Raw genomic sequence first — 11,904 nt, forward strand, 5'->3', positions numbered from 1 at the left:
CCGCCCAACAGGAACCGGTTGCCGGTCAGTCCGATCGCACGCAGCGGTGACCACTCGGTGCGGGCGGCGAACGCGCTGCCGATCTGGCAGGCGACGATGCCCAGGAAGGTCGCGGTCGTGGCCTGGAGGTAGGCGTGGTGCAGGGGCGCGGACTCCTCGACCGGGTCGCCGGGGTGCCAGCCCGCGCTCCACAACACCGCGAAGAACGCCGCCAGCACCAGGGCGGCCGATACCGTGCCCATCAAACCCCACGCCCGCAACAGCAGTCGCCCGGTGATCACTCCCTGGCGGCGCGGTCTCGGCGGCTTGGCCATCAGGCCCGGCTCGGCGGGCTCGCGGCCCAGCGCGAGCGCGGGCAGCGTGTCGGTGCCCAGGTCGATCGCCAGGATCTGGAGCACGCCCAGCGGCGGTGGGATCATGCCGCCCGACAGCGCGAACACCAGGAACGGCACGACTTCGGGCACCGCGTGCACGAAGATGTACAGCACGAACTTGCGGACGTTGTCGAAGACCCGCCTGCCTTCCTCGACCCCGGCGGTGATCGTGGCGAAGCTGTCGTCGGTGAGCACCACGGTCGCGGCTTCCCGTGCGACGTCGGTGCCGCCAACGCCCATGGCCACGCCGATGTCCGCGCGGCGCAGGGCGGGTGCGTCGTTGACGCCGTCGCCCGTCATCGCGACCGTGTGTCCGTTGTGCCGCAACACCTCGGCGATGCGCAGCTTCGCCTCGAGCGCGGCCCTGGAGAACACGATCTCCTGCGGCCCGGCCAGCAGCTCGTCCAGTGCCCGGTCGGGCATCGCGTCCAGCTCGTCGCCGTCGACCACCAGGTCGGCGCCGATGCCGACCTGGCGGGCGATCTCGGCCGCGGTGCGGCCGTTGTCGCCGGTGACCACGTGAACCCGGATTCCCGCCTTGTGGCAGTCCGCCACGGCCGCCGCCACCTCGGGGCGCGGCGGATCGAGCAGGCCGACCAGGCCCAGCAGGCACAGGTCGCGTTCGGCCTCGCCCCGGTCCGGCGGAGTGGACTCGGCCCAGGGCTTGCGGGCGAACGCGAGTACGCGCAGTCCCTGCGCGGTCAGCTCGTCGACGGCGTGGCTCACCATCGACCGGCAGGCCGGGTCGAGGTCGCGTTCGCCCGAGGCCGGATCCAGCACGCTCGTGCACAGGGGCAGCAGCACCTCGGGGGCGCCCTTGGTGTGCACGCGCGTGCCCGGCGCCATGAGGTCCACTGTGGACATTCGTTTGAGGTGTGGGTCGAAGCGATGCAGGGCGACCCGGTCGCGATCGCGCTGCTCTGGCGTCGTCTCGATGCCGAGGTCGCGGGCGAAGCGCAGCAGAGCCAGCTCGGTGGGGTCTCCCGGGCCGTCGAGTTCCGCCGTGCCGCACCGGGCCGCCGCGGCGGCCAGTTCCAGGAGCGCGACCGATCCGTCGGCCGCGCGCCGTCCGGTGCCCGTGCGGGTCGCCACCACGCGCATCTCGTTGGCGGTGAGCGTTCCGGTCTTGTCGGTGCAGATCACCGTTGCCGCGCCGAGGGTTTCCACCGCCGAGAGGCGTTTGACGACCGCGCCCCGTCGCGCCATCGCCCGCACGCCCACCGCGAGCGCGAGGGTGATCGTGGGCAGCAGCCCCTCGGGCACGTTGGCCACCAGCAGGCCGATCGCGAACACGAACGCCGCGCCAAGGCTCAGGCCCGCGGCCAGGCCCATCGGCAGGAACGCCACGGCGGCGCCCGCGGCGATGGCCGCGATCAGCCACGCCACCCTGCGCACCTGGCGTTCCAGTGGACTCTGCTCGACGTGGACCCGCGCCGACAGCGCCGCGATCCGGCCGAGTTCGGTGTGCGCCCCGGTCGCGTGCACCACCGCCCGCGCGGTGCCGCCCGTGCAGACCGTGCCGCTGAACACCAGCACCGGGGAGTCCAGGGGGCGGGTCGCGTCGTCGACCGCGTCGGCGGCGCGCAGCACGGGCGCGGACTCGCCGGTCAGCGCGGACATGTCCAGTTCGAGGCTGCCCTCCAGCAGCCGAGCGTCGGCCGAGACCCGCTCGCCTTCCTCGATCACCAGCACGTCTCCGCGCACCAGGTCCCGTGCGGGGATCTCCTGGCGGTGCCCGTCGCGCACGACCCACGCGCGCTGGGGCAGGTACTCGCCCAGCGCGGCCACGGCGTGCTCGGCCTGCTGTTCCTGCGCGAAGGCCAGCAGCGCGTTGAGGATGATCACCGCGATGATCGCGGCGCCGAGCTGGGTGGTTCCGGTGGCGACGGCCAGCGCGGCGGCCAGCCACAGCAGCAGGGCCAGCGGGTGGGTGAACTGACGGACCAGCTCCCGCCACCAGCGCCGCCCACCGCGCTGGGGAAGCTCGTTGGAGCCGTGGACTTTCAGCCGCAGCGCGGCCTCCCTCGCGGACAGGCCGTCGGGGTCGGTGCGTAGGTCGCGCAGCGGCCGCGTGGCTGGGTCCCTGGGGTTGGCGTCCTCGGTGTCCAGCGTTGTCGCGGTCACCGCAGTCTCCTCAGGTAGGGGTCGGTCGGCTCGACCGGGTGGATGCGGATGCGGGCGTCCAGCCCGAGGCAGCCGGTGGGGCCGGCGACGAGCGGGTTGATGTCGAGTTCGGCGACCTCGGGCAGCAGTTCGGCCAGCCGCCCGACGCGCAGCAGGACGTCCTCGATGGCGTCGGCGTCGAGCCGGGGCGTGGCACCCGGCCCGAACAGCGCATGGGAGCCACGCAGGCAGTGCACGAGGGCCTCGGCGTCGGTGTCCGTCAGCGGAGTCAGTCTCGCGGCGCGGTCGGCGATCAGGTCGGTGTCGGTGCCGCCCAGCCCGAACACGACCAGCGGGCCGAACACCTCGTCGGAGCTGACGCCGACCAGGAGTTCGCGGCCCGGAGTCACCAGCGGCTGGACCACGACCTCGCGGAGCGCGGTGCCGAACCGCTCCCGCAGCTCGGTCAATCCGGCGCGCACGGCGGCCTCGTCGCGCAGGTCGAGTAGCACTCCCCCGCCCGCGCTCTTGTGCAGCACGCCCTCGGCCACCGCCTTGAGCACCACCGGCCGGCCGAACCGCGTGAACGCCTCGGCGGCGCCGTCCTCGTCGTGGGCCACCGCGAGTTCCACCATGGGGATGCCGAACGCGGCGAGGATGTCGGCGACGTCGCTGGGCGGCAGCCAGCCGCCCTCGGGATGGTGTTCGGCGGCGTGGCCGAGGGTGGCGAGGGCGCGCGCCAGGTCGAGGTCCGGGTGGTCGGGCACGCGTCCGGCCGGTCTGCGCGTCCAGGCGGCGTAGCGGGCGACGCGGGCCAGCGCGGCGGCGGCCTCGGCCGGGTCGCCGTAGCTGGGCACGCGGGTGTCGGTTCCGTCGAGCGAGGTGACCGCGTCGAGCTGGCCGAGTCGGACGGCCAGCACCGGTTTGTCCACGCCGGCGGTGGTGTCGGCGATCGAGGTGCCGGGGTCGCCCAGCGCGGTGGGCACGGTGACGGCGAGCACCGCGTCGATCCCGGAGTCCTCGAGCAGCGCGCGCAGGCACGCGCCATAGGTGGCCGCGTCGACGCCGGCGGTAGTGTCGACCGGGTTGTGCAGGCTGGCCTGCTCCGGCAGCAGGGCGCGCAGCCGCGTGACCGTGGCGGGCGCGAGTTCCAGGAGCAGCAGGCCGTTGGCGGCGCAGGCGTCGGCGGCCAGCACTCCCCCGCCGCCGGCGTTGGACAGGATCGCGGTGCGCCGGCCGCGCGGCCGCGGCTGCCACGACAGCGCGGCGACTGTGCCGGCCAGCTCGGTGAGCGTGTCGAGGGCGATCACGCCGGCCTGCTCGAACAGCGCGTCGCGGGTCACCGTTGGTGTGGCGGCCGCGGCGGTGTGTGAGGCGGCGGCCCGTTGGGCGGTGTCGGAGGTGCCCGAGCGGACGGTGAGCACGGGCTTGGCCGCGGCCAGAGTCCTGGCCAGGCGGGCGAACTTGCGCGGGTTGCCGAAGGACTCCAGGTAGAGCACGGCCAACTCGGTCGTCGGGTCGTGCCGCCACCACAGGAGTAGGTCGTTGCCGCTCACGTCGTACTTGTCGCCCGTGGAGACCATTGTGGACACTCCGAGGCCAAGCCGGTCGAGCTGGTCGAGCAGCGCGATGGCCACGCCGCCGGACTGCGACACGATCCCGACGCCGCCCCCGTTGGGTTGGTGTGCAAGGAAAGTGGCGTTGAGGCTCGCGGCGGTCTCGGTGTTGACCACGCCGACGCAGTTCGGGCCGACCAGGCGCATCCCGTGCTGACGCGCGGTGTCGCGCAGCCGCTGGCCGAGGTCGGTGCCCGACAGGCCGGCGGAGATCACGACCAGGGCCCGCACGCCGAACCTGCCGCACTGCTCGGCCGCGTCCGGGACGCCGTGGGCCGGCAGACACAGCACGGCCAGGTCCGGCGGGTCGGGCAGCCGGTCGACCGAGGGATAGGAACGGACTCCGTGGATCTGGGCGGCGTGCGGGTTGACCGCGTGCAGTTGCCCGCCGCAGCCGCCGTCGACGAGGTTGCGCAACACCGCGTTGCCGACGGAGTCCGTGCGGCGGCTCGCGCCGACGACCGCGATCGACCGGGGCCGCAGCACCGCGGTGAGGCTGGCCGTGTCGGCGGCGGCCTCGCGTTCGGCGACGGCGTCCAGGTAGCGGTCGCCGGGGTCGAGTGGGATCGCCACGTGCACAACGGTGCCGTCGGGGGTGACGCGGATCGACAGGCCGGAGTCGCGCAGCACCCGCGTCATCGCGGTGTTCTCGGCCAGCACCTCGGCCACGAGCCTGCGGATGCCCCTGCGCCGGGCCAACGAGCCAAGATGTTCCAGCAGCAGCGTGCCGACGCCGTGGGCCTGCGCGGTGTGGTCCACGGCGAAGGCGACCTCGGCGGTGGTCGCGTCGGCGAGGACCTCGTAGTTGGCGACCCCGACGAGCCGGCCGTCCAGGAACGCGCCCAGCGCGGCGTGGCGGGTGTCGACGGGTCCGGCGATCCGGCGGGCCAGCGCGGGAAGTCCTGCGGGGGCGCCGGTGAAGAACCGCAGGTACCGGTCGCGCTCGGGAAGCTGGTCGTGCAGGGCGCGCACGGCGTCGCCGTCGCCTTGGTGCAGCGGGCGGATCTCGACCATGCGGCCGTCGGTGAGCAGCGCCCAGGCCGGGTCGGTTGTCGGCGTGGTCATCGTGCGGCCTCCTGGACAGGTGTCGCGTGGCGTTGCGGGGCAGGTTGGGGGTGAGGGTGGGCCGGTGCGAGGGCGCGCAGGGCGTTGAGGATGACCGCGAGGTCGATGCCCTCCTGGGCGATCGCGCCGGCGACGGGCGGGAGCAGGCCGAGGGCCGCGGCGAGCATGGCCACCAGCGACAGCCCCATGCCGATCCCCGCGCTCTGCACGGCGATGCGGCGGGCGCGGCGGGCCACGTCCATGACGTCGGCGAGCCGGCCGATGCGGTCGTCGGTGATGACGCCGTCGGCGGCCTGCACGGCCGCGGTGGTGGCCCTGGTGCCCAGCGCGATGCCGACGTCGGCCGCGGCCAGCGCCGGGGCGTCGTTGACGCCGTCGCCGACCATGACCGTGGTGCCGGCGCGCTGCTCGGCCCGCGTCCGCTCGACCTTGTCGGCCGGGGTGCAGTCGGCGACCGCCTCGTCAAGGCCGAGCGCGTCGGCCACCCGGCGCGCGGTGTCGGCCCGGTCGCCGGTGAGCAGGACGAGTCGGCGCAGGCCGGCGGCGCGCAGCCGGCGGACGGTGTCTGCCGCGTCGGGGCGGAGTTCGTCGGTGGCCAGCAGCGCGCCGACCGGTCGGTCGTCGATCTCGACCCAGATCAGGGCCGCGCCCTGCTCCTCGGCTCGGCGGGTGGCGCGCACGGCCCAGTCGGACAGGTCGCGGGTGGGGGTGCGGAGTCGGCCGACCGCGACCTGGTGGTGGCGCACCGCGCCGCTGGCGCCGAACCCGGGCTGCTCCAGGACGTGGTGGGGTTCTGGTGGGCGCAGGCCGGCGTCGTGAGCGGCGCGGACCACGGCGTCGGCCAGCACGTGCACGGACTGCTGCTCCACCGAGGCCGCCAACTCCAGCACGTCGGCGGCGGCCCAGTCAGGCGCGGTGAGCACCGCAGACACGGCGGGCCGGCCCGTGGTGACCGTGCCGGTCTTGTCCAGCAGCATGATGGTGGCGTGGCCCAGGGTCTCCAGCGCGAGCCCGTCGCGCAGCACCACGCCCAGTCGCGAGGCGCGGGACATGCCCGAGGTGATCGCGACGGGCGCGGCCAGCAGCAGCGGGCACGGGGTGGCGGTGACGAGCACGGCCACCGCGCGGCCCACGTCGTGCGACAGCCACGCCGCCAATGCCGCGACAACCAGGGCGACGGGCAGGAACACCACCGCGAACTGGTCGGCCAGCCGCAGCACGGGCGCGCTCTCGGCGGCGACGCCGCTGGCGAGCCGGACGATCCCGGCGTAGGTGCTGTCGCGTTCGGTGGCGGTGGCCATGAGCTGCACGGCGCCGCCGGCGTTGACCACGCCGCTGCGCACGAACTCCCCCTGGGCGCGGGTCACGATCGCCGGCTCGCCGGTGAGCGCCGACTCGTCGAAGCTGCCCTCGGCGAGGAGTGTGCCGTCCACCGGGACGACCTCGCCGGGCGCGACAACCAGGCGGTCGGTCGGCGCGATGTCGCCGACCTTGACCCGGCGCAGCCGGTTGTTGATCCAGACGCTGGCGTGCCGAGGCGCGCGGTCCAGCAGCGCGCTCAGGTCGCGGCGGGCGCGGCGGCGCGCGTAGGTGTCCAGAGCGTGCCCGGACAGCACCATCACGGCGATGACCGCCCCGGCCAGGCGCTCGCCGACCAGCAGCGTGCCAGCCAACGCCAGCACGGCGAGCAGGTCCGCGCCGAGGCGACCGGAGCGCAGGTCCTTCCCCACCCACACCAGCGTCGGGCCGAGCGCGAACGCCGCAGCCAGGCCCCACAGCAGGTCGTAGAACGGGGCGCCGGTCAGCCACAGCACCCCGCCTGCCACCAGGAGCTGGGTGACCAGGACGAGCATCACCAGCTCGCCGTTGACCGGCGTTCGGTCGGTGGTGTGGCCCATGCGTCGTCTCCCGCCAGGACAGGTGGATTCCTCGTCTTATCCGACTGCGCGCGGTGGATCGGCGGCAGTGCCCAAGGGCCGCGGCGCACGGGACCTTCGGCCCGCGCGGGCCGGAAGTCTCTGGTGTGGCAGTCGGTTCGCCTCTGGGCGGCGTTCTCGGCCGGTGTCATCGTGCGGGCATGACGACTCTGGAGAACCGGCCCGTGGTGGTCGGCGTGGACGGGTGTCCGGACTGTGTGCTCGCGTTGGACTGGGCGATCGAGGAGGCGCGGCTGACCGGCCGGCGGCTGGTGTTGGCGCACGCCGAACCGGATCCCTATGCGGCGCCGATCGTGGAGGGCGCGTGGGCCCCAGCCGCCGAGGCGCAGGCGGTCCGAGAGGTGTCGGATCGGATCCTGCGCGAGGCGGCGAACCTGGTCAGGGCACGCGGGTACGAGCCGCCGGTGACCACGGTGGTGCACACCGGGCGTCCCGCGAACGTGTTGCTGGACGCCGCCGACGGCGCGAGCCTGATGGTGGTCGGCGGACACCGAGGCGCGATGCTGGCCGAGTTGACACTCGGTTCGGTTAGCGCGGACCTCGTGCGCACCTCGGGTTGTCCGGTGGTGGCCGTGCACGGCGTCGGCGAGGAGGGCGGCCCGGTGGTGGTCGGCGTGGACGGCACGGCGCTGTCGGAGCCCGCAGTGGAGTTCGCCTTCGCGTTCGCCGCGCGGCGCGGGCTCGCGGTGCGGGCGGTGCACGCGTGGCGGGGTGGGCCGTCGCTGGAGCATGGGCTTGGTGGTGGGCCGCACGAGGAGCACCGCAGGGCGCTGGCGGAGTCCCTTGGTGGGATGCGCGAACGGTATCCGGACGTGCCGGTGCGATTGGACGTGCCCGCGCGGCCGGCCGTCGAGGCGTTGCTGGCGGAGGCCTCGGCCGCGTCGCTGCTCGTGGTCGGTTCCCGGCGGCACTCCGCGCGCGTGGGGCTGCTGCTGGGTTCGGTCAGCCAGGCGGTGCTGCGCCGGGTGAGCTGCCCGGTCGCGGTGGTGGCGCCGTCGCCGTGACCCTGTCTACCGATTCAGTCGTCCACAGTGGACAGTAGTCGATCATCTGGCAGCCCGCGCACGGGCCAGCACCTCCTCTTCGGTCAGCGCGCTCTCGGGGTGGTGGGTCAGGCACATCGGAACCTGGATCTTGACGAAACTCGACCCTTCCGTCGCGCAGTAGAACCGCCCCGCCGGCAGCCGTGAGATGTCCTCCACCCTGCCGCCCTTCGCGCGCGCGAGTTCCGTCGCGGCCTGAATCTGGGCCGAAGCGTTGAGCAGACCGAAGAACTGGGTCGCCGCGTTTCCGGCGACCAGGTTGTGCAGCGCCTTGGGAGCCTGCGTCGCGTAGATCATGCCCAGGCCGTACTTCCTGGCCTGCGTCGCCAGCCGCAGCGTGCTCTCGGTCGAGGCGGTCGCCGCGCGGGAGGGGACGAACGTCTGCGCCTCGTCCAACACGAGGAGCCCGCCAAGCGGTCGATCCGCCGCGGGGTGGCGCTTGACCCACGCGAACAGCGCGAGTTGAAGCTGGCTGACGAAGGTCTGGCGCTGGTTGTCGTCGGGCAGGCCGACAAAGCTGATCACCGACACCCTGGCCCGCTTCCCAGGGCCGGGAGTGAACAGGACTCCGGGATCCAGTGGGTCACCCGCGCCGCCGAACACCGGGTCGTTGATCATCGCGGCCCGCAGCCCCTCCGCCATGTCGGCGGCCAACCGCACCGCGGACCTGATGGTGCTCGTGCCCTCCGGCAGATCACGAAGCAGCTGAACGAACAAGTCCAGACCTTGGCCTCCCTTGCGCGCGAAGTGCGCCAGGGCCTCGGTCAGCACGGCCCTTCCCACCGCGATTCGACGCCCGGTCAGGCCCGCTCGGTGAATCAGGCCCGCCACCGACGCGTCGATCGACGTCCGGAACTCGTCAGGATCGTCCATCACCTCACCGAAGTCGGGCAGCGGGTTCAACACCAGCGGCCTTCCTCCTTCCCTGCCAGGAGTCCAGACGACCACGTCGGTGTCGGCCAGATATCGCTCAGCGCGTTGTCCGTCGCCGGGCCACCACCCCGCGGGCGGCGAGGGCCACCGGTCACCCAGGCGGGCCAGGTCGTTGTTCGTGTCCAGAACGATCGCGGAGACCTCGCCCAGCGCGACTTCCTCGACCAGGCGGCGAAGCAGGACGGTCTTGCCCGATCCGCTGCCCGCGAACACGGCCGTGTGCTTGCGCAGGCTCAGGAGAGGAACAGCGAATCTCGCCCCACTGGTCACGTCCACGCCGACCGGGATCGCGGCCTCGGCGTCGTCGCGGCTGGGCACGGAGTCGTCTCGGCCCGCCATATGATCTGCGGCCGGCTGGACCGCCGCTTCGGGCACGTTGCCAGCCACTACCACCGTGTCGTCCCGAGTGGGAGCCGGCTTCGGGTTTGTCCCTGCCTGCATCGCGGACGGAAGCACGCGGTTGAGCAGCTCGGATCCACTCGCCGGCCGACGTGTCTCAAGCCACGGCAGGAAGTCCGGAGGCGGCTCCCGAAGCATGGCCTCCAGCGCGCAGAAGGTGCGCAGGTCGCTCTCGGAGATCGGCACGGCCAGCCCGCCCGCCGCCGCGAACTCGGCGAGCGCCTTCCTCGTGACCGGTCCCCCCGAGAACGGGGTGTTGCGCAGCACGATCAGGTGTCGCTTCGGCGTTACCTGCTGGAGGGCCGCCTCAAGGCGGGCGGCTCGCAGCCGGGTCAGCACAGCCGTGTGCTGGTTGTGTGCGATGGCCCGGAACCCCCAGTGCTCCTCGTCCTCGGTCGCTTCGTCGAGAGTGCGACGCAGTCGCGCGTGCAGCGCGGGCTTCGCACCCGGCGGAGGATCGATCGCCAGGATCTGCCCGCCCCCGCCCTGTTCGAGGACATAGCAGCGTAGTGCCGCGCCGAGCAGCGACACCATGCGCTCGTCCTCGTGCCCGGAATCCAGCGGTGTCATGATGTCCGCATCCGCCCGCTGTCGAGCGAAGCACTCGTCGAGGGCGGTCAGCGCGGCGGGCGCCACCATCGACATCGACGGCTGGTCAGGGACGGTCGCGCTCAGGTCCGCCAGTTCGTCTACCTGGTCCTGGCTCAGGCACGACAGCACATGTCCTTCGACGCGCAGCAACAGCCGGCGCGGAGTGAAGTGGACCAAGTCAGGGCTGTCGAATGCCATCGGGAGCACCGGCCAGCTGGGATACGGAGGTGCGAACCCGATGTCGCCGTACAGACCCGCGAGATGCTGCTCCACGATCGCCAACGCCACCGCGGAGTCGGGCATCGCGGTCCGAAGATCCACGACCCGAAACCGGTCTCCAGCCGAGTACACACCCCGCCCCGCGATCAGCTCCCAAGACTGGGGAATGCACGCCGCCACAAGGATCGTTCGCCGGACCTCCTCCCGCAGTCGCATCAGCCCGTCGGCCAGGCGGTCCGCCAGCAGATCCTGGTCCGCCCCCTCCGCCGACTGGGTGATCACGGAGTCGATCTGGTCGATCGCCATCACCACCGGCCCGGTCAGGGCGAAGATCCGCGCCAGGTCGTTGAGAACGAGCTGCGCCGGTCGCTGGCGAGTCCGGAAGCCCCACTGCCGTCGATCGGACTCGTCGATGCCCTCCTCGAGGAGCAGATAGGCATGCCCGACGTCGCTCACCCGTCCCCTGGCGCGGTACAGCACCAGCGCACGCAGCGTGTCCTGGCACTCCGCCGCAACCTGGGGATCCACGTCGCGCAGCCGCTCTACCAGTCCGTCGATGTCCTGCCGGCTCACCGGTATGGTTCCGCGCAGCCTCATGCCCAGCTCGTCGGAGCAGCCAATCAACGTGGTCAACCTGACCAGCATGCTCCCCAACTGGTCGCCGCCCCGATTCACCAGCCCGCTGACGACCCCGTACACGGCGCCGGCCCAGAACGACGCCTTGTCGAGCAGCTTCAGCAGGAAGAACGCCCCGCCGTTCGCCTGCACCCACTGCCTGAGCCAACCGAGCATGTGGGTCTTGCCGACACCGCGCTCGCCGCGCAGCACGATGCCAAGGGGGCTGGCGTGCGGGTTCCGCTTCGCCGCGAGCACCGCGGACTGGATGACGGCCACCGCCTGCTGGTGCAGGCCGTCAACGTGGCGGCTCAGGGGGTTCCAGATGTCGTCCGGCGAGACGGCACTGCTGAACTGCACCGCGGCCAGGGCGTTCCGTTGTTCCTCGTTCACGGCGCCGCCTCCATCACCAGCAGGTGCCGGGCCGTGCCTCCCCACACCACGGCCGCCTCCCGGTCGCGCTCGGTCAGCGTCTTCTGGTCCGCCTCGGCTCGCATGTGCACCCCCTCCCGCCGGGACAGCGCCCGGAGCGCCCGGTCGACATCGTTCCTGGGCACGCCCGCCAGCCGGTCGCGCAGGACGGCGAGCCGAACCGTCCCGCCCCGGCCGTCCGTCAGTTCGGCATACGCCGACTCCACCTGACTCTCCACGTTCGCCTGAAACACGTCCGCGAGCGCCAGTCCGGTGTCGTCGAGATAGCGGCGGAGCCCCGCCAGCACCGCGTACAGCGCGCCTCCCGCATAGCCCGACCGCACGGGCCTGGAGCCATGCAGTTCGGCCGAGCACCACACTGCGCCGCTGTCGGTCAACTCGTGCACGTAGGCGCGGCCGTTCCACGCGCTGTTGACCAGGCCGAGCGCGTTCAGTCGCTTGCGCGGCTCGCCGTCGAGCCTCAGGCCCGCCAGTTCGTGGAGTTCCCGATTGGTGAGTTCACGCCCCTCAGCCATCAACACGAGCAGGACCGCGCGCTCGCGCAGGGTCAACTGGTCAACGGGCATTGACGATGTCC

General features: G+C 72.8%; 6 protein-coding genes. 1 reads left to right on the plus strand and 5 read right to left on the minus strand.

Features of this window, described 5'->3' with window-relative positions; all coding sequences use genetic code 11:
- The 3 genes from F0L68_RS15035 to F0L68_RS15045 form a co-directional block, all read right to left on the minus strand.
- Positions 1–2,498 (minus strand): cation-translocating P-type ATPase (locus tag F0L68_RS15035; RefSeq protein WP_149850188.1); only part of this gene is annotated, 2,498 nt, incomplete at its 3' end.
- Positions 2,495–5,158 carry a bifunctional acetate--CoA ligase family protein/GNAT family N-acetyltransferase gene (locus F0L68_RS15040; RefSeq protein WP_149850189.1) on the minus strand — a complete coding sequence of 888 codons (2,664 nt, stop codon included), beginning with the start codon at positions 5,156–5,158 and terminating at the stop codon, positions 2,495–2,497. The genes F0L68_RS15040 and F0L68_RS15035, both read right to left, overlap by 4 nt.
- Positions 5,155–7,056: a heavy metal translocating P-type ATPase gene (locus tag F0L68_RS15045; RefSeq protein ID WP_149850190.1), complete on the minus strand. Its 1,902-nt coding sequence runs from the start codon at positions 7,054–7,056 to the stop codon at positions 5,155–5,157. The genes F0L68_RS15040 and F0L68_RS15045 overlap by 4 nt, the downstream gene beginning before the upstream one ends.
- A 179-nt stretch (positions 7,057–7,235) precedes the next feature.
- On the opposite strand from F0L68_RS15045, the gene F0L68_RS15050 reads away from it, so the two are divergent.
- Positions 7,236–8,099 carry a universal stress protein gene (locus tag F0L68_RS15050; RefSeq protein ID WP_149850191.1) on the plus strand — a complete coding sequence of 288 codons (864 nt, stop codon included), beginning with the start codon at positions 7,236–7,238 and terminating at the stop codon, positions 8,097–8,099.
- A 42-nt stretch (positions 8,100–8,141) separates the two neighbouring features.
- On the opposite strand, the gene F0L68_RS15055 is transcribed toward F0L68_RS15050, so the two are convergent.
- Positions 8,142–11,288: an ATP-binding protein gene (locus tag F0L68_RS15055; protein ID WP_149850192.1), complete on the minus strand. Its 3,147-nt coding sequence runs from the start codon at positions 11,286–11,288 to the stop codon at positions 8,142–8,144.
- Positions 11,285–11,893, minus strand: a complete 609-nt coding sequence (locus tag F0L68_RS15060) for a hypothetical protein (RefSeq protein WP_149850193.1) — start codon at positions 11,891–11,893, stop codon at positions 11,285–11,287. Before F0L68_RS15060 ends, F0L68_RS15055 begins: the two co-directional genes overlap by 4 nt.
- Between the last annotated feature and the right edge of the window lie 11 nt (positions 11,894–11,904).

Source organism: Solihabitans fulvus (assembly GCF_008386585.1).
Classification (GTDB): Bacteria; Actinomycetota; Actinomycetes; order Mycobacteriales; family Pseudonocardiaceae; genus Solihabitans; species Solihabitans fulvus.

What these genes read in the sequence shown, in the direction of transcription:
- F0L68_RS15050 (WP_149850191.1), top strand. Translation starts at nt 7,236, where the DNA reads ATGACGACTCTGGAGAACCGGCCCGTGGTGGTCGGCGTGGACGGGTGT.
- F0L68_RS15060 (WP_149850193.1), bottom strand. Translation starts at nt 11,893, where the DNA reads ATGCCCGTTGACCAGTTGACCCTGCGCGAGCGCGCGGTCCTGCTCGTG.
- F0L68_RS15045 (WP_149850190.1), bottom strand. Translation starts at nt 7,056, where the DNA reads ATGGGCCACACCACCGACCGAACGCCGGTCAACGGCGAGCTGGTGATG.
- F0L68_RS15040 (WP_149850189.1), bottom strand. Translation starts at nt 5,158, where the DNA reads ATGACCACGCCGACAACCGACCCGGCCTGGGCGCTGCTCACCGACGGC.